This window comes from Streptomyces sp. SID5910, assembly GCF_009862125.1.
Classification (GTDB): Bacteria; Actinomycetota; Actinomycetes; order Streptomycetales; family Streptomycetaceae; genus Streptomyces.
On sequence record NZ_WWHX01000587.1, the window covers coordinates 1 to 17,748 of the forward strand.

The window sequence follows — 17,748 nt, forward strand, 5'->3', positions numbered from 1 at the left end:
TAGTCGGCCTTGCGCAGCAGGTCGCGGGCCTCCTTCTCGTCCAGCGTCCCCAGGGCCTGGTCGAAGAGCTGGTCGACCTGGTCGGTGCCGACCCGGGTGTAGTTCTGCGCGACGTTCAGGGAGCCGTCGGCGGCCGGGACGGGCTTGGCGTAGATGGGGCGGGCGTCGGTGGCGGGGAAGGCGGTGGTCGGCCAGGAGTAGAGCGCCAGGTCGTACTCGCCGGAGGCGATGTGGTCCTTGAAGTAGCTCTCGTCGGAGACCTTGGTGATGTCGGTGGCGATGCCGACCTTCTTCAGCATGCCGGTGATGCGGTCGGCGACGGTGCGCAGCGCCTCGGAGCCCGGCCCGGAGGGGAGCACGAAGCGCAGGGTGAGGGCCTTGCCGTCCTTGGCCAGGGGCTTGACCGCCGAGCCGGCCGCCGGGGCGGCGGTGCCCTTGGGGGCGTAGGCGCCGGGCGCGCCGCCCTGGGCGGTGTTCTTGCCGCTGCGGTGCTTCTCGCCGCTCTCCTGGTCGGTGTCGTCGTTCTTGTTGTCCTCGCCGACGATGTAGGTGCCGTCGTCACCGCCCTCGGACTTCTCGTCCTTGCCGTCCTTGTCCTTGCTCTTCTCGCCCTTGGCGCCGGCCGCCTCCTCCCCCTTCTCCCGCTTGTCCACGGGCCCGCCGGGCACCCACCCGGCGTCCGCGAGGAGGGCGCGGGCCTCCTTGGCGTCCGGGCCGCCGAGGGCTCCGCTGTTGTCGGCGTACACGGGCTGCCCGGCCAGGGCGAGGTGGCTGCCCACGGGCTGGGCGGGCAGGCCCAGCGGCTTCAGCACCGCCTTGGCCAGTGCTCCGCGGTCCAGTGCGCGGGCGACGGCGCGGCGGACGCGTTCGTCGGCGAGGGGCCCGTCGGCGCCGTTGAGGGCGAGCTGGGTGTAGGCGGGCTCCAGCGACTTGCGGAGCTCGAAGCCGCGCAGGGCCTCCTGCCGGCGCCGGTACTTCTCCGCGGTCTCGCGGCGCTTCTCGCGGGCGAGGGTCTCCTCGTCGGCGGCGTCCTCGTCGGAGCCGTTGGCGACGGCCCAGGAGCGCAGGTCGTCCGCGGCGGACCGCTTGCCGTCGGGGCCGGGCAGCGGCGTGCCGCCCGCTCCGGGGGCGGGGCTGCCGCTCGCGCCCATGACCGGGGCGCCGGTGCCCGTGGTCCGGGGCCCGGCGGCGAGCGCGACCTGCTCGGCGGTCTCCGGGTCGATCTCGGCGAGGTCGACCTCGCCGGCGGTCAGCGCGGAGACCCGCTTGTCGCGCGGCACGGCGCGCAGCACGATCTCGGAGAGCTTGGGCTGGTCGCCCCACCAGCGGGGATTGCGGGTGAGGACGACCTCGTCGGCCTTGGTGTCGACCTTCTTGAGGGAGAACGGCCCGGCGGTGACCTTGAGCCCCCGCCGTGCTCCGTCGTTGAAGGAGTCCGGGGTGCCCATGACGTCCTTCGGGTACAGCGGCGTGAACAGCGACTTCCAGTCGGCGTAGGGCCGGCTGAAGGTGACCTTGACCTCCAGGTCGTTGTCGCCGCGCTCGATCTTCTCGATGCGGTCGTAGCCGGCGTTGCGGGCGGTCCAGTAGGCGCTGTCCTTGCCGGACAGGGCCCGCCACTGGGCGGCGAAGTCGGCGGCGCCGATCTCCCGGCCGTCGCTCCAGACGGCCTGCTGGTTGAGCTTGTAGAGGACGACCTGCTTGGGCTCGGTGTCGACGACCTTCGCGGACTCCAGGTAGTCCGGGTTGCGCACCGGGCGGCCGGCCGCGTCCATCCGGTACATCGAGGGCAGCACGGCCTGCGCGACGCGGGCCGTGGTGGCGTCGGCGTCCGACTGGAAGGTGTTCAGGGTGTCCGGCACCGAGTCCACGGCCCAGTGCAGGGTGCCGCCGTCGGCGATCCGGGCCCGGGTCGCGAGGGCGATGTCCTGCCCGGCGAGCGGCTTGCCGGAGGAGTCCTCGGAGCTGCACCCGGTCAGCGCGGGGAGCGCGAGCACACCCGCGGTGAGGAAGGCGACCGAGCGCATGACCGCGCGGGGTCCGACGCCGACGTGGGACATCTCTGCTACCTCCGGTAGGCCGCGGGGCTGGTGATCACGTCCGTGGTGATCGCGTTTGCGGTATATGGAGTTGATCATTTGTATTCGTGCGGTATTCGGCCACTGAAGAGGAAACGGTTCGGCTGTGCGGGGAGACACGGCGGCGACGGTGTGCAAGCCCACCCGTGCGGCCCAACGCACCGCGTCGCGCACCTGTACGCCCCGGCCAATCGCTGCACGTCCCTTCCCAGCGGCGGGTGTGACGCGCGACACTCGCAGGCGCATGAACGTCGCCGTCCAGGGCCGGCCGGGTGCCGGGCTCTACGGAAGTGAGGTCACGTCATGTCCGTGCACGACGACCTGTCATCCCTCCAGCGCTGCCTCGACGACCTGTCCCGGTCGGTGAACCGGCTGGCACAGCAGCTCGGCGGTGACGGCCTGGAGATGCGCCGGGTCCGCACCGACGCCGACCACCTGCGGGAGAGCGTCGCGCTGCTGCGGGCGGCGGCCGCCTCCCCCGGCGCGGCCAAGAGGCCCGACCTCGTCCCGATCCCCGACACGCCGTACGACGGCTCCCTGTGGACGGACTCGGACGACGAGGGCCTCGGCGCCCGCGACCGCCGCGCCCCCTGACCCCGACCCGGAGCCGCACCGTGGCCACTGGAACGGAACCACCCGACACCCACCCCCGACCCCGCGGCGGCGTCCACGCCCCGACGCGCGCCGCCATCCGCGCCCCGCACCTGCGCACCGACCGCTGGTGGCTGGCACCGGCCGCCACCGCCGCCGGGCTGCTGGCCTTCGTCGTCTACTCGACCTGGCGGGCCTTCGCGAACGCCGACTACTACGCGGCCCCGTACGTCTCGCCCTTCTACTCCCCCTGCCTCGCGGAGAACTGCGAGCCGATGCGCGCCGGCCCGAACTGGGGGCTCTTCGGCACCTGGTGGGGCGTCTCCCCCGCGATCATCATCCTGATCTTCCCGCTCGGCTTCCGCCTGACCTGCTACTACTACCGCAAGGCCTACTACCGGGGCTTCTGGGCGTCCCCGCCGGCCTGCGCGGTGGCCGAGCCGCACGAGAAGTACACCGGCGAGACCCGCTTCCCGCTGATCCTTCAGAACGTCCACCGGTACTTCTTCTACGCGGCGCTGCTGGTCGCGGGCATCCTCACCTACGACACGGTGCTCGCCTTCCGCGACGAGCACTACGCCTGGGGCCACATGGGCCTGGGCACCCTGGTGTTCCTGGCGAACATCGTGCTGATCTGGGCGTACACCCTCTCCTGCCACTCCTGCCGGCACATCGTCGGCGGCAAGCTCAGGCACTTCTCCCGGCACCCCGTGCGCTACCGGATGTGGCGTCTGGTCGGCCGGCTCAACGCCCGGCACATGGCCCTGGCCTGGGCGTCGCTGCTGAGCGTGGCGCTCGCCGACTTCTACGTCTATCTCGTGGCGTCCGGTGTCTTCGACGATCCGCGCTTCTTCTGATGAGTGAGGGCTCTTGATGTCCGTGGTCGACCGGCAGGAGTGGGACGTCGTCGTGGTGGGCGCGGGCGGCGCCGGACTGCGCGCCGCGATCGAGGCCCGCGAGCGGGGCGCCCGTACGGCCGTGATCTGCAAGTCGCTGTTCGGCAAGGCGCACACCGTGATGGCCGAGGGCGGCATCGCCGCGGCCATGGGCAACGTCAACTCCGGCGACGACTGGCAGGTCCACTTCCGCGACACCATGCGCGGCGGCAAGTTCCTCAACCAGTGGCGGATGGCCGAGCTGCACGCCCAGGAGGCCCCGCAGCGGGTGTGGGAGCTGGAGACCTGGGGCGCGCTGTTCGACCGTACGAAGGACGGCCGGATCTCGCAGCGCAACTTCGGCGGCCACGAGTACCCGCGCCTCGCGCACGTCGGCGACCGCACCGGCCTGGAGCTGATCCGCACGCTCCAGCAGAAGATCGTCTCCCTCCAGCAGGAGGACTTCCGGGAGACCGGGGACTACGAGTCCCGCCTCAAGGTCCTCCAGGAGTGCACGGTGACGCGGGTGCTCAAGGAGGGCAACGAGGTCTCCGGGGTCTTCGGCTACGCACGCGAGTCGGGCCGCTTCTTCGTCCTGGAGGCGCCCTCGGTGGTGCTCGCCACGGGCGGTATCGGCAAGTCGTTCAAGGTGACGTCGAACTCGTGGGAGTACACCGGCGACGGCCACGCGCTGGCGCTGCTGGCCGGGGCGCCGCTGCTGAACATGGAGTTCGTGCAGTTCCACCCGACGGGCATGGTCTGGCCCCCGTCGGTCAAGGGGATCCTCGTCACCGAGTCGGTGCGCGGCGACGGCGGGGTGCTCAGGAACTCCGACGGCAAGCGGTTCATGTTCGACTACGTCCCGGACGTCTTCAAGGAGAAGTACGCCGAGTCCGAGGAGGAGGGCGACCGCTGGTACGACGACCCGGACCACAACCGGCGTCCGCCCGAACTCCTCCCCCGCGACGAGGTGGCGCGCGCCATCAACGCCGAGGTGAAGGAGGGCCGTGGCTCTCCGCACGGCGGGGTCTTCCTCGACGTGTCGACCCGGATGCCGGCCGACGTGATCAGGCGCCGGCTGCCCTCGATGTACCACCAGTTCAAGGAGCTGGCCGACGTCGACATCACGGCCGAGGCGATGGAGGTCGGGCCCACCTGCCACTACGTGATGGGCGGCATCGCCGTCGACTCCGACACGGCCGCCGCGCGCGGGGTGCCGGGGCTGTACGCGGCCGGTGAGGTGGCCGGCGGCATGCACGGCTCCAACCGGCTCGGCGGCAACTCGCTGTCCGACCTGCTGGTGTTCGGGCGCCGGGCGGGCCGGCACGCGGCCGGGTACGCGGCGGACCGGGAGGCCGGTGCGCGGCCCCGGGTGGACGACGACCAGGTCGCCGCGGCCGCCGCGGAGGCGCTGCGGCCGTTCTCCGCCGAGACGGAGCGGCCCGACGAGGGGCCGCCGGAGAACCCGTACACCCTCCACCAGGAACTCCAGCAGGCCATGAACGACCTGGTCGGCATCATCCGCCGCGAGCCGGAGATGAAGCAGGCCCTGGAGAAGCTGGCCGAGCTGCGGGTACGGGCCCGCCGGGCCGGTGTGGAGGGGCACCGGCAGTTCAATCCGGGCTGGCACCTCGCCCTGGACCTGCGCAACATGCTGCTGGTCAGTGAATGCGTGGCGCGGGCCGCGCTGGAACGCACCGAGTCGCGCGGCGGGCACACCCGCGAGGACCACCCCTCGATGGACCGCCGGTGGCGTCCGGTCAACCTGCTGTGCTCCCTGGCCGACCCGGTCCTCGGCCCGGCGGCGACGGACCCGGAGCGCGGCCAGATCGCCCTGGAACGCCAGACCACCGAGCCCATACGCCCCGACCTGCTCGCCCTCTTCGAGAAGGAAGAGCTGGTCAAGTACCTCGCCGAGGAGGAGTTGTCCGAATGAGCGGCTACGAGGCCGGCTTCCGGGTGTGGCGGGGCGACGCGGAGGGCGGTGGGCTGGAGGACTTCCGCGTCGAGGTGAACGAGGGCGAGGTGGTCCTCGACATCATCCACCGCATCCAGGCCACCCAGGCCCCCGATCTCGCCGTGCGCTGGAACTGCAAGGCCGGCAAGTGCGGTTCGTGCTCGGCGGAGATCAACGGGCGGCCGCGGCTGATGTGCATGACCCGCATGTCGGTCTTCGGCCGCGAGGAGACGGTCACCGTCACCCCGCTGCGGGCCTTCCCGGTCGTCCGCGACCTGGTGACGGACGTCGGCTTCAACTACGCCAAGGCCAGGGAGGTCCCGGCGTTCGTGCCGCCCGCCGAGCTCGGGCCGGGCGAGTACCGGATGATGCAGGAGGACGTGGACCGCTCGCAGGAGTTCCGCAAGTGCATCGAGTGCTTCCTGTGCCAGGACACCTGCCATGTCGTCCGCGACCACGAGGAGAACAAGCCGGCCTTCGCCGGTCCGCGCTTCCTCATGCGGGTCGCCGAGCTGGACATGCACCCGCTGGACGCGGCACCGGAGACCGGCCTGGACCGGGGGCGCACGGCCCAGGACGAGCACGGGCTCGGCTACTGCAACATCACCAAGTGCTGCACCGAGGTCTGCCCCGAGGGCATCCGGATCACGGACAACGCGCTGATCCCGCTGAAGGAGCGGGCCGTGGACCGCAAGTACGACCCGCTGGTGTGGCTGGGCTCGAAGATCAGGCGCCGCTCCCGCGACTAGTCCTGGCGGACCCAGCCGTCGCGGTACGCCGTCCAGTCCTCGTCCGTCGCCGCGAAGTCGATGTACGCGGCGACGCCGAAGCGTTCGCGGCCGGCGTCCGTGCGGGACAGGCCGAGGCGGACGCCGCGGACGGCGGCGGCGACGGTCTCGGCGTGATTCCAGTGGCCGAAACGGTTCTCGTGGTAGAAGGGCAGGCCCATCAGCAGCTGCGTGGTGGGCGGCGTGACCTCCAGGGCGAGGGAGGTCTGCTGGGCGACATAGCCGCCGTACAGGCTCTCCAGGGGCTGCATCGTGTCGTACGACATGACGGCGATCTGGTCGACGCGGCGGGCGACCTGGCCGAAGAACTCCTGCGACCACCACTTGGGGTGCCCGGCGACCGTGCCCCAGAAGGAGTGGAAGGCGGGGACCGGGTCGATCTGGTGGGCGGCCACCGAGAGCTGCGCGCCCTCGGCCCGGGTCACCGCGCGCACGTCGTCGAGCAGGGACAGGTAGTTCCGGTCGCCGGAGTGCAGCGGCTCCAGGTCGAGGTGGACCCCGTCGTAGCCGGCGTCCAGGACCTGGCGGGCGGAGCGGACGACGGCGGCCCGGGTGGCGGCCTTCTCCAGCCGCATGCCGTCGGGGCTCTCGGTGGCGAGGACGTCGCCGAGGAAGGCCTGGACGCGGACGCCGGGCATCTCCCGGTGCACGGCGTCGGTCAGCCAGCGCGCCCGTGGGTACAGCGACTTCGGCAGCGTGCCGTCGTGCTCCATCGGGCCGGTGTGGACGTAGAGGTCGCGGATGCCGGTGGTCTTCAGGCTGCGGGCCAGCGCGGTGAGGTCCGCGTCGGTCTTGCGGCCGTCGACCCAGGCATGGCCGAGCCAGATCGCGTCGCGGTTCCTGGTGTACGTGCCGTCGGCGGGGTCGCCCATGTAGTTGACGCGCAGGGCGGTCTCGGCGGTGAGGAGTGGGAGGAGCAGGACCAGGAGGACGGCGAGGGCGATACGGCGGGTGCGGCGGAGCCGTCTCCTGCGCGGGGGCGGCTGCTGTGGGGGCTGATCGCCGTCGGCGGCTGCGGGCTCGGGTGCCGGGTCGGCTGCCGGGTCGGGTGCTGTGGGTTCGGGTGTCGGTTCGGCTGCCGGGTCGGCTTTCGGTTCGGTGTCTCTCCGGTCCGTGTCCTCCACGGTGGTCCCCTCCCTGTGGCCGTCCCCGGTCGCGGTGGCCGGTTCCGGCGCATACGCTCCGAGCGTGTTGCCACCGGGGACGACTCGAACCGGTGTTCCGGTTGCGGTCAGGGGTGCGTCGTGATGATCTCCGCCGACCTGGTGCCGCCCTTGGTCACGGCCGGGGTGGCGCTGCTGCTCGCCGCGTACGGCAGGGCGCGCCGCACCCGGCGCACCCGGACCCGTACGACACCGGGGCGGGTCGGAAGAGGCGGGTCAGAAGAGGCTCAGCAGGGCCTCCGCCGGGTCGGTCAGCTGGGTCTCGTCGCCCGGCAGGGGCAGCTCGAACCACACCGTCTTGCCGCGCGGCGTACGGCGTGAGCCCCAGGCCGCGCTGAGCAGGCCGACCAGTTGCAGGCCGCGGCCGCCCTCGTCGGTGTCGCGGGCGCGGCGCCGGCGGGGCTGGACCAGGCCGGAGTCCCAGACCTCGCAGACCAGGGTGCGGTCGAGCAGGAGGCGGAGTCTGATCTCGCCCTCGCCGTACCGGAGCGCGTTGGTGACGAGCTCGCTGACCAGCAGCTCCGTGGTGTCGACCAGGGATTCCATGTCCCAGCTGAGCAGCTGGGCGCGCGCGTACTCGCGGGCCCGGCCGACGCTGCGCGGCTCGCGCGGCAGGGTCCAGTCGCCGACCGAGTCGGCGGGCAGTCCCTGGACGCGGGCCATCAGCAGGGCGATGTCGTCCTCGCCGTGGTGGCTGCCGAGGGTGTTGAGGACGCGGTCGCACACGTCCTCCAGGGGCCGGGTGGGGTCGGTGAGCGCGCCGACGAAGGCTTGCAGGCCCTCGTCGAGGGGGTGATCGCGGCTTTCGACCAGTCCATCCGTGTAGAGCGCGAGCAGGGCGCCTTCGGGCAGTTCGACCTCCACCTCCTCGAAGGGCTCGCCGCCGACGCCGAGCGGCAGGCCCGGCGGCACGTCCAGCATCAGCGCGGACTCGCCGGGCTCGACCAGGACGGGCGGCAGATGGCCGGCGTTGGCGAAGGTGCAGCGCCGGGTCACCGAGTCGTAGACGGCGTAGACGCAGGTCGCGAGGTACACCTCGGACAGGTCGGCCTCGCGGGGCCGGCGGGCCGCCCGTGTCGCCTGCTGCACCCCGCCGGGGGCGCCGAGGCCGCGCGCGATCTCGTCCAGGTGGGACAGCACCTCGGCCGGTTCGAGGTCGAGCTGCGCGAGCGTCCGTACGGCGGTGCGCAGTTCGCCCATCGCGACGGCGGCGCGCAGTCCGCGTCCCATGACGTCGCCGACGACCAGGGCGGTGCGGTGGCCGGGGAGTTCGATGACGTCGAACCAGTCGCCGCCGACCTCGCTGGGCCGGCCGGTGGCAGCGTTGCCGGGCAGGTAGCGGCAGGCGATGTCGAGTCCGGAGGCCTCCGGGTCGCCGGGCGGCAGCAGGGAGCGCTGGAGTATCAGCGCGCGTTCGTGCTCGCGCCGGTAGAGGCGGGCGTTGTCGATGCAGACGGCGGCGCGTGCCGCCAGTTCCACGGCGAGGTCGCGGTCGCGGTCCCCGAACGGCTCGCTGCCCTTGGTCCGGGCGAACTGGGCGAGTCCCACGACGGTGTCGTGGGCGACCATGGGGACGGCGAGCGTGGACTGCACGAGTCCGCCGTCCTCGGCGGGCACGGTGCGCGGGCGGGCCGTGCGCAGGGCGTCCGCGCAGGGCGAGTTGAACGGGTAGTGGTGGACGGCGCCGAGCTTGACCCGCTCGCCGGCGCCGTGGAAGGGCGCGTCGGAGACGGCGCTGGAGAAGGCGACGCGGCGCAGCTCGGCGCTGCCGTCGGCGAGGCCGGGCGGGGTCTCGTCACCGGCCAGCAGGCCCTGGTAGAGGTCGACGGTGGCCAGGTCGCAGAAGCCGGGGACGACGACGTCGAGGAGTTCGCGGGCGGTGGTCTCCAGGTCGAGGGAGTTGCCGATGCGGGCGCCGGCGTCGTTGAGAAGGGCGAGATTGCGCCGGGCGGCGGCGGCCTCGCGGGCGGCGGCGCGGCGGGCGGTGATGTCGGTGCCGAGCCAGGCGACGCCGATGGGCCGGCCCGAACCGCTGTGGACGCGGTAGAGGTTGACGGACCAGTGGCGGCGCTCGTCGGAGCCGGGCACGAAGCCCGTGACGTGCATGTCGGTGATGGATTCGCCGGTCTCCAGCACCCGGCGCAGGGTGGCGGAGACCCGGTCGGCCTCGGCGCGCGACAGGTAGTCGTGGACGCCCCTGCCGCGGTGGGTGTCGGGCGTGCCGCCGAAGATGGAGGCGAACCGCTGGTTGGCGCGGCGCACCCGCAGCTCGGGGTCGATCAGCAGGAAGCCGAACGGAGACTGGCCGAAAATGGCCTGCGAGGCGGCGAGGTCGGTCTCGATGCTGCGCAGGGTGCGGACGTCGACGACGATGCAGACGGCGGCCTTCTCGCCGTCCTCCGTCCGCGTCGGCATGACGTACACCTCGGCGAGTCCGCGCGGCCCGCGGCGCTCGCCGCCGTCCCCGGTGCCGACGGCCGGTGACCGGAAAGGGACCACGCCGGTCCACTCGCGTCCGTCGAGGATCTCGGCCATCTTGCGCTGGCCCCGCGCCCGCAGGTCGGGGTCGATGAACGTCTCGATGGGGTCGGTGCCGACGGCGTGTTCGGCGGGGATGCCGAGGAGCTGCTCGGCGCGCAGGCTCCACTGGTCGACGAGGCCGTCGGGGCCGATGGAGAAGGACGCGACCTTGATGTACTCGTACATGGAGCCGGGCGGGCTGCTCTGCCACACGGCGTCACCGGACGGCACGTCACCGGACGACGCGTCACGGAACGGACCGCCGCCGGACGGGCCACCGCCGGTGCCCGTCGCGGCCCGGGCCGTGCCCGCGGCGCCGGCCCCGGCGCGGTCCGACGGACCCTCGGACTCCGTGGCCCTCGCTGGTATCTCGCTCACGCGAACCGTCCCCTCCAGCTCACCGCGCCCGGCACCGGTCACCGGGGGCGGCTGCCCGCAGTATCCAGCACTACGGTGCCGCACGACACGGTGTTCACGATCACAGCACGGTCCCGATGCTTTTCGGTCCGGACCGTGACAACACTTCCAGTCTTCTAACCAGCGGACACGGCATCGAATCACGTACGTCGACAACTGCCGCCGGCCCGGAGCGGGCGGCCGGCGGGACGGTGCCGGATGTCGGGGCATTTCGGCGCGGCCGTCGTCCTCATTCCGGTACCGCGAGTTCGAACCAGACCGTCTTGCCGGTCCCGCCGGGACGGGTGCCCCAGCGGCGGGCGGCGGAGGCCACCAGTTGGAGTCCCCGGCCGCCCTCGTCCTCGGGGCGCGCGGCGCGTTCGCGGGGCGGGTCCGGGAGCGGGTCGGAGACCTCCACGAGCAGGACGCCGTCCAGGCCGTCGGGACGGAGCACGAGCCGGACCCCGATGGGGCCGGTGGCGTGCCGCAGGGCGTTGGTGACCAGCTCACTGACCAGCAGGGCTGCGGTGTCGCCGACGCTGTCGAGGCCCCATCCGCGCAGCCGGTCGCGGACGAGGGAGCGCGCGGTCCGCACGGCGCCCGGCTCCCCCGGAAAGACCCATTCGACGCAGTCGTCCTCGGTCTCGATCACGCCGATCACTTCCCCGGCCGGCACCCCACCCTGTCCGGTTTCGTGGGGTTAATGACCCCATACCCGATATCAGGCGCGCGGTACCGTCCGGGAGCAGACCGGGGCCCAGCGGGCGCATGGAGGCACCGTCGGCGTACGGGGCGCCCGCACCGGCTCCCGTTATGCGCCCCGCGCGTCGTTCGCCTCCGGTGCCAGGTGCGCGAGCGCCCGCTCGACGGCCGGCACGTCCTGGTCGAGCCAGGGCACGTCCCAGATCTCGGCGGGGGTGAGCCAGCGCAGGGCGTCGTGGTCCTGGAGGGGTTGGGGGGCGGCGGAGCCGGGCAGCAGGCGGGCGGTCCACACCTGGAGGACGTACGGGGATCTCAGCGGCCACTGCCCCGGGACGCGCTCGCCGGTCTCGGCGGTCACGCCGAGTTCCTCGCGCAGTTCGCGCACGAGGGCCGCCTCGGGCGTCTCGCCCGCCTCGACCTTGCCGCCCGGCAGCTCCCAGCGCCCGGCCAGCTCGGCCGGTGCGCTGCGCCGCGCGGCGAGCAGCCGCCCGCCGTCGACCAGCGCGGCACCCACCACGATCCGTTCCGTCATGCGGTGGAGCCTAGTTGTCCGTGCGGCCGAGTTCCTCGACCCAGTACAGCTGTTTGTGGCCGCGGCCGTCGAGCGTGTCCGCGATCTTCTGGGCCTCGGCCCGGGTCGCGTACCTGCCCACGCGATAGCGATTGCCGTTGTCGTCCTGGCGGAAGACCAGCCAGGGAAGAGTGACCGTGCTGTCGTTCATCGCGCCCCTCCGCTTCGAACCCGCGGCCCCCCGCACGCCCCGCCCGTCGAGGAAACCGCAATCCGCATATGCCCGAGCCTACGCCTAACCTTTACTCAGCGAATACGGATTTTCACAAAGAGGTACGCAACCAGCCAGAACGCAGGGGGCGCGCGATGCCCGATGCGCCGTCATGGGACACCGATGCTTCCGGTCAGGGGCGTGCGCGGCGCGACGGAGGCGACCTGCGAGAACGACCGGAATGCCACCGTGCGGGGCGGCGGCGGGTGGCGCGCAACGCGATGCGGGCGCGGGTGAGGGGGCGCGAGAGGCGCACGGAGGCGTGCGCCATCTCACAGAGTGGCGAGCCCTGTTGACGGCGGACGAGCGCGGCCGACGGGCCCGGGGCTCTACGTGGCGGGCAGGCGCCCTACCTGACGGGCAGGTGGTACGCCACCCGGTACCGGTCGGCGGGGACGACCACGTCGGCCGTCTCGACCGCGCGGCCCGAGGCGTAGAAGGTGCGCTGGACGACGAGCACCACATGGCCGGGGACGCCGCCCAGGGCGAGCAGCTCCTCGGCGAGGCCGGGGCGGGCGCCGACCTCCTCGGTGACGTTGTCCACGACGACGTCGATGGCGGCCATCCGCTCGACGACGCCCATGCCGCCGAGCGGGCCCTCCTCGGGCAGCATCACGGGTGTGCGGCCGGTGACGTCGAGCGGCTCCCAGGAGGTGGAGAGCATCATCGCCTCGCCGCCCTCCCGGAAGACGTACCGCGTGCACATCACCCGGTCCCCGGGCTTGATCCCGAGCCGCTCGGCGACGGCACCGCCGGCCTCGGCCTGCTCGCTGCGGGACTCCCAGGTGCCGCGGGACCCGGCGTCGGCCTGCTCCTGCCGGAAGGGCGTGGCGCCGCCGGCCGGCCGGTAACCGGAGCGGGCGATGCGGCGGGGCTCGGGCCGCTCGCGCACATAGGTGCCGGAACCCGAGCGGCCCTCGACCAGTCCCTCGGCCATGAGCACCTTGCGCGCCTCCAGGGCGACGGTGTCCGAGACGCCGTACTCCTCGCGGATCCTCGCCTGGGAGGGGAGGCGGGTGTGCGGCGCCAGCAGGCCGTCGACGATCTTCTTGCGGAGATCACCCGCGACACGCAGGTACGCCGGCTGCTCACCGAATGTCACTGGCCGCTCCCATCAGGTTGTACAGACAGCAACAGCGTGGCAACCGTAGGTTGTACCAGGCAAGTGAAGGCCAGAGATTCACTCGAAGTGATGACAGGCGCCGTCGAGGGCTTCACGCAGGCACTTTCTCCCCGCTGTGGACGCCCTCACACCTCCATGCCGGTGCCGTCTCCCCCGTCGCCGCCGTCCTCGGTGTAGTCGGGCGGCGTCGAGGCCAGCCCCAGAGCCTTGCGTGCGGTGACCGTCGTGTCGGCCTCGATGAGACCGAAGGCCTTGTCGTAGTGCTCGTAGTACGTCTCGACGTCCGTGGCCTGCGCGGCGAGGTTCCACTCCTTCTGCGCCGCGTCGAGGTCGGTGAGCAGGTCGGCGACCTCCCGCTCCGACCCGGTGGGCCAGGCGTGCGCGCGCAGCATGCCGGTCTCCCGGACCAGCGCCTCGGAGACCTGCCCGGCCCAGACTCCGTAGGCCGGGAAGTCGTCCTCGACGGACTCGGCCGCGGGCACCTCGTCCATGGCCCGGTTGAGGATGCCCTCCGCGGCCAGGTACGTGTGCTGGTGCGGGTCGAGCGTCCGGGCGTCGCTGCGCAGCGAACCGGTGAGCGTGCCCTGCTCGTCGGTGTTGCCGAACAGGCAGGTGACCTCCCGGTCGCCCATGCGCCAGCTCTGCCGGGTCGGCGTCAGGTAGTACACGTCGACGTCGGCGGGCAGGGCCCAGCGGTCCATGGCGTAGGCGTCCTGGAGCGCGTAGCAGCGGTCGTCGGCGGTCCGGGTGATCTCGTCGTCGCCGGGGTAGGAACCGCGGGGCAGGTCGAAGGCGGCGAACACCTCGCCGTCGTGCTCCTGGTCGCAGGGCACCACGTCGACGTCGTAGGTGACCCCCTGAAGGGATCCGCTGGGCGTGGTGAAGCACTGGCCCTGGGCGAGCGCGTACGCGGTGCCCTCGCCGCGCGCGGCGTCCCTGAAGCCCTGCCAGAAGTCGGCGGCGGCGCCCGTGGAGAGCGACACCGCCCACAGGGCGAGCCCCACGGAGGACAGCACGGATCCGGCCACGGCGAGCCCCTTGCCGCGCTCGCCCTTCCGCCTGATCTGGCGCAGGGCGACAAGGCCCAGCACGAGTCCGACGGCCGGTACGAAACAGAGCACGCCGAGGACGAACGCGGCGATGGCCACGCCGTTGACGGGCGCCTGCCGCGGGTACGCCCCGTAGGGCCCGCCCCAGACCGGCTGGGGCTGCTGCGGGGCGTACGGCCCCTGGTGGTACGGCCCTTGGGGACCGGGGGGCGGCGGTATGGACACGGGTGCCGTGCTCCTGATCCGTGCGCGGAGGCTCCGCGGGAGGCGAGAGCGGCCGCCCGGAACGCACGGCCGCGTGACTGAGCGCATGGTATGCGGGCGACGGGCGGGGGCGGTACGCGAGGATCGGGGGCGGCCGGGGGCGGAGCTGCGGGGCTTCAGCCGTCACGGCGGGCCGGGGTGGGAACAGCCCCGGCCCGTGTGCGGGTCAGTCGTCGAAGCCCGTGGCCCTGGTGCGCTTCTCCCACGCCGTCACGTCCGCCCGGACCTGGTCCAGGTGGCCGAGGACCGCGCCGACGCCGTCGTCGCCGAGCGGCAGCCGCAGCGGGGTGTCGTCGGCCGCCAGCGCGGCGAGGACGAGGGCCGCCGCCTTGGCCGGGTCCCCGGGCTGGCCACCGTCGCCGCCGGCCACGAGCCCACGCGTCTCGCTCACCTTGGCGTACACACCGCTGTCCGCGCTCAGCCCGGCCGCGCCGCTCGCGAACAGGCCGGTGCGGAAGGCGCCGGGCTCCACGATCAGCACCTTGATCCCGAACTCCCGCACCTCGTCCGCGAGTCCCTCGCTCATGCCCTCCAGCGCGAACTTCGTCCCGCTGTACGCCGAGAAGCCGGCGAAGGACATCTGCCCGCCCATGCTGCTCATCTGCACGATCGCCCCCGAGCGCCGCTCCCGCATGTGCGGCAGCACGGCCCGCGTCAAGGCGGCCGGCCCGAAGACGTGCACGTCGAACAGGGCACGCAGCTCGTCCTCGCCCGTCTCCTCGAAGGCACCGACGTGGGTGCGGCCCGCGTTGTTGACCAGCACGTCGATCCGCCCGTGCCGCGCCACCACGTCCCGTACGGCGGCCTCGGCGGCGGCCGTGTCGGCGACGTCCAGGCGTACCGCCTCCAGCTGGTCGGGGTGGGCGGCCACCAGGTCGTCCAGCCCCTCGGGCCGCCGCGCCGCACCGACGACCACATCGCCCTCGGCGAGGGCCGCCTCCGCGATCGCCCGCCCGAATCCGCTGCTCGCGCCCGTGATCAGCCACACCTTGTTCATGCCGGCTCCCTCGTCGTCCGTCTTGTTCAGCCACCGATCACCCTGCCGGGAAAGCCGGTTGCCCGTCCAAGACCCGCGGTGATAGCCAACGGGCATGACGACGGACGTGCATGTGCGGGACCTGCGGTACTTCGCGGCGGTGGCCGAGGAACTGCACTTCACGCGGGCGGCGGAGCGGCTGTACGTGTCCCAGCCGGCGTTGAGCAAGCAGATCCGGGCGCTGGAGCGGCAGTTGGGCGCCGAGCTGTTCCGGCGCGAGCCGCGCGGGGTGACGCTGACCGAGGCGGGCACGGCCCTGCTGCCGTACGCCCGGCGAGTGCTGGCCGAGTGGACGGAGGGCGCGGCGGCGGTGCGGGCGGCGCAGGCGGCGGGGCGCGGCACGCTGGTGGTCGGCATGAGCACCAGCCCCGGACGCGGTGGTCTGCTGCCGGCGATCCGCTCCCGGTTCACCTCGGCCCACCCCGAGGCACTGCCCCGGCTGCGGCAGTTGAGCTGGCAGGACCCGACGGCGGGCCTGGCCGACGGCACGGCGGACGTCGCCTTCGTGTGGCTGCCGCTGCCCGACGCCGAGCGCTACGCGTGGGTCACGGTCGCGGAGGAGCCCCGCCTGGTCGCCCTCCCCGAGACCCACCCGCTCGCGACCCGCACCGAGATCGACTTCGCGGACCTGGCCGACGAGCCGTTCCTCGCCCTGCCGCCGGAGGCGGGCGTCCTGCGCGACTTCTGGCTGGCGCTGGACGAGCGGCGTGCGCTGGAGGAGCGGCGCGGCCCGTCCGGAGGTGCCGGCCGTCCACCGCGTATCGGCGCGGAGATCGCCGGCACGGAGGAGACGTACGAGGCACTCGTCGCCGGCCTGGGCGTCTGCCTGGTCGCCACCGGCAACGCCCCGCTGATCACCCTGGGCGGCGTCGTCACCCGCCCGGTCCGCGGGCTGAGGCCCAGCCGTTACGCGCTCGCCTGGCGGCGGGAGGACGAGGGGCGCCCGCTGGTGCGGGGCTACGTGGAGGCGTGCCGGCAGGTGGTCGGGCGGGGGATGACACCCGCCGTTGACAACGGTGATCCGGAGAGCGAAACCTGACGGGGCCCGCCACAGCTTCGCCCAGCACCGCCCTCACCGGAAGGACACGGCATTGGACCGCTACCTCACGGTCGCCGAGGTCACCGACGCGGCACGGCGACTGGTCGCCCGGTTCCCGGGCACCGCGCGCCTGCGCCGGATCGGGAGGTCTCGCCAGAGCCGCCCGATCCTGATGCTGTCCGTGGGCCACGGGCCGCGCCACGTCCTGGTGGTCGCCCGGCCGCACCCGGACGAGCCGGTCGGCGGTGCGACGGCGCTCGCGCTGGCGGAGCGGGTGGCGACCGGGGAGCGGCCGTCCCCGGCGACCGACCCGGCCGCCGTCACCTGGGACGTCGTCCTGTGCCTGGACCCCGACGGCGCCGCTCTGAGCGAAGGGCTCGAACAGGCGACGGCGGGCCCCTCCCCCACCCTGGCGAGCTACTACCGCGCCGCCTTCCGTCCGGTCGCGGAGGAACAGCCGGAATGGGCGCCGATCGTCTCGCGGCAACTCCCGGAGAGCCGTGCGCTGTTCGCCGTGATCGAGGAGCACCGCCCGTTCCTCCAGTGCTCCCTGCACAACGTCGACGCCGGCGGCACCTGGGTCCAGCTCACCAGCGACCTCCCCGCCCTCACCGCCCCCTTCCGGGAGTCCGCCCACGACCTCGCCATCCCGGTCCAGCACGGCACGTACGACGCGCTGTACTGGGAGAACCCCGGCCCCGGCGTGTACGTCCTGCCACCCCCGGACAGCACGGCCCGGCTGGCGGCGGGGTCCGAGAACATCGGCCGGTCCACCTGGTGCGCTCCCGCGCGGTACGGCGGTGTCACCGCGATCGTCGAAGTGCCCCTGTGGGCCACCGACATGGCCGACGACCTCACCCCGCACCCGCGGGCCGCCGGCGTACTGCGCGACCTGTCCGCGCTGGTGCGGGAGGGCGGGCGGCAGGTGACCGCCCTCCTCGACAAGGCGCGCGGGTTCCTGCCGCCGCCCTCGGACAACGCGCCACGCCGCGTACTGGAATGGATGGCCGACGACCTCTACGACCTGGTCGCCGACTCCTGGCAGCCGCTCGCCCGGCAGGCGGCGGAGGCGACCGGCCCCGACGATCCGCGGCGGCTGACGACGGCCCGGGTCTCCGCCCTGGACGTCGTGGCCCGCCGCCAGCCGCTGCGCGCGGCGGGCCTGCTGCTGCGTCTGCTGGACGAGGCGGCCGACCCCGCCGCCCCGGCCCTGCACCGCGAGCTGGACGGGCTCTTCACCGCGTGGTGCGCGGACTTCGAGAAGGCCCTGCGTCTGCGCCGGGTGCCCGTGCGCCACCAGGTGGAACACCAGGCCCGCACGGTCGTGGCGGCGGCGGAGGCCGCGCTGGAGGAGACGAGCTGAACGGGTTCACGCGGACCCGCGC

The 17,748-nt window shown here is 73.2% G+C and carries 15 protein-coding genes; 6 read left to right on the forward strand and 9 right to left on the reverse strand.

The features are described from left to right. On the reverse strand, positions 1–2,060 hold a 2,060-nt coding region (locus GTW67_RS20415), incomplete at its 3' end, for an ABC transporter family substrate-binding protein (protein ID WP_161166247.1). Between the two features lie 321 nt (positions 2,061–2,381). Between GTW67_RS20415 and GTW67_RS20420 the strand changes: the two genes are divergently transcribed. The 4 genes from GTW67_RS20420 to GTW67_RS20435 are packed head-to-tail and all read left to right on the forward strand — an operon-like array spanning position 2,382 to position 6,250. Next, positions 2,382–2,672 carry an Rv0250c family protein gene (locus tag GTW67_RS20420; RefSeq protein WP_161166248.1) on the forward strand — a complete coding sequence of 97 codons (291 nt, stop codon included), beginning with the start codon at positions 2,382–2,384 and terminating at the stop codon, positions 2,670–2,672. 20 nt (positions 2,673–2,692) lie between these two features. Then, the gene (gene sdhC, locus GTW67_RS20425) at positions 2,693–3,526 is read left to right on the forward strand and encodes a succinate dehydrogenase subunit SdhC (RefSeq protein ID WP_161166249.1); all 834 of its coding nucleotides are present in this window, start codon (positions 2,693–2,695) and stop codon (positions 3,524–3,526) included. A gap of 16 nt (positions 3,527–3,542) precedes the next feature. Beyond that, entirely contained in the window at positions 3,543–5,480 is a 1,938-nt protein-coding gene (locus GTW67_RS20430) for a fumarate reductase/succinate dehydrogenase flavoprotein subunit (RefSeq protein WP_161166250.1), read from the forward strand. Then, a complete protein-coding gene (locus GTW67_RS20435; RefSeq protein ID WP_161166251.1) occupies positions 5,477–6,250 on the forward strand; it encodes a succinate dehydrogenase/fumarate reductase iron-sulfur subunit in 774 nt (257 codons plus the stop codon). The genes GTW67_RS20430 and GTW67_RS20435 overlap by 4 nt, the downstream gene beginning before the upstream one ends. Here GTW67_RS20435 and GTW67_RS20440 read toward each other — a convergent pair. The 8 genes from GTW67_RS20440 to GTW67_RS20475 form a co-directional block, all read right to left on the reverse strand. Continuing rightward, complete coding sequence (locus GTW67_RS20440) at positions 6,247–7,413, reverse strand: glycosyl hydrolase family 18 protein (RefSeq protein WP_161166252.1); 1,167 nt, start codon at positions 7,411–7,413, stop codon at positions 6,247–6,249. The genes GTW67_RS20435 and GTW67_RS20440 overlap by 4 nt on opposite strands. A gap of 255 nt (positions 7,414–7,668) precedes the next feature. Then, a complete protein-coding gene (locus GTW67_RS20445; protein WP_161166253.1) occupies positions 7,669–10,350 on the reverse strand; it encodes a SpoIIE family protein phosphatase in 2,682 nt (893 codons plus the stop codon). Positions 10,351–10,618: 268 nt separating this feature from the next. After that, a complete protein-coding gene (locus GTW67_RS20450) occupies positions 10,619–11,029 on the reverse strand; it encodes an ATP-binding protein (protein ID WP_346010700.1) in 411 nt (136 codons plus the stop codon). 150 nt (positions 11,030–11,179) lie between these two features. Further along, positions 11,180–11,602, reverse strand: a complete 423-nt coding sequence (locus tag GTW67_RS20455; RefSeq protein WP_161166255.1) for a (deoxy)nucleoside triphosphate pyrophosphohydrolase — start codon at positions 11,600–11,602, stop codon at positions 11,180–11,182. Positions 11,603–11,612: 10 nt separating this feature from the next. Continuing rightward, positions 11,613–11,792 (reverse strand): SPOR domain-containing protein, encoded by a 180-nt coding sequence (locus tag GTW67_RS20460; RefSeq protein ID WP_161166256.1) that lies wholly within the window; start codon positions 11,790–11,792, stop codon positions 11,613–11,615. 409 nt (positions 11,793–12,201) lie between these two features. Then, positions 12,202–12,954, reverse strand: a complete 753-nt coding sequence (locus GTW67_RS20465; RefSeq protein WP_161166257.1) for a GntR family transcriptional regulator — start codon at positions 12,952–12,954, stop codon at positions 12,202–12,204. 146 nt (positions 12,955–13,100) lie between these two features. After that, positions 13,101–14,249 (reverse strand): DUF4190 domain-containing protein, encoded by a 1,149-nt coding sequence (locus GTW67_RS20470; protein ID WP_161166258.1) that lies wholly within the window; start codon positions 14,247–14,249, stop codon positions 13,101–13,103. A gap of 205 nt (positions 14,250–14,454) precedes the next feature. Next, positions 14,455–15,285, reverse strand: coding sequence for an oxidoreductase (locus GTW67_RS20475; protein WP_161166259.1), 831 nt, complete (start codon positions 15,283–15,285; stop codon positions 14,455–14,457). Positions 15,286–15,379: 94 nt separating this feature from the next. Here GTW67_RS20475 and GTW67_RS20480 point away from each other — a divergent pair, with 94 nt between their 5' ends. Beyond that, positions 15,380–16,363: a LysR family transcriptional regulator gene (locus GTW67_RS20480; protein WP_161166260.1), complete on the forward strand. Its 984-nt coding sequence runs from the start codon at positions 15,380–15,382 to the stop codon at positions 16,361–16,363. A gap of 52 nt (positions 16,364–16,415) precedes the next feature. Next, entirely contained in the window at positions 16,416–17,726 is a 1,311-nt protein-coding gene (locus tag GTW67_RS20485) for a M14 family zinc carboxypeptidase (RefSeq protein ID WP_161166261.1), read from the forward strand. Positions 17,727–17,748 lie beyond the last annotated feature (22 nt).

What these genes read in the sequence shown, in the direction of transcription:
- GTW67_RS20435 (WP_161166251.1), top strand. Translation starts at nt 5,477, where the DNA reads ATGAGCGGCTACGAGGCCGGCTTCCGGGTGTGGCGGGGCGACGCGGAG.
- GTW67_RS20475 (WP_161166259.1), bottom strand. Translation starts at nt 15,285, where the DNA reads ATGAACAAGGTGTGGCTGATCACGGGCGCGAGCAGCGGATTCGGGCGG.
- GTW67_RS20480 (WP_161166260.1), top strand. Translation starts at nt 15,380, where the DNA reads ATGACGACGGACGTGCATGTGCGGGACCTGCGGTACTTCGCGGCGGTG.
- GTW67_RS20455 (WP_161166255.1), bottom strand. Translation starts at nt 11,602, where the DNA reads ATGACGGAACGGATCGTGGTGGGTGCCGCGCTGGTCGACGGCGGGCGG.
- GTW67_RS20460 (WP_161166256.1), bottom strand. Translation starts at nt 11,792, where the DNA reads ATGAACGACAGCACGGTCACTCTTCCCTGGCTGGTCTTCCGCCAGGAC.
- GTW67_RS20430 (WP_161166250.1), top strand. Translation starts at nt 3,543, where the DNA reads ATGTCCGTGGTCGACCGGCAGGAGTGGGACGTCGTCGTGGTGGGCGCG.
- GTW67_RS20420 (WP_161166248.1), top strand. Translation starts at nt 2,382, where the DNA reads ATGTCCGTGCACGACGACCTGTCATCCCTCCAGCGCTGCCTCGACGAC.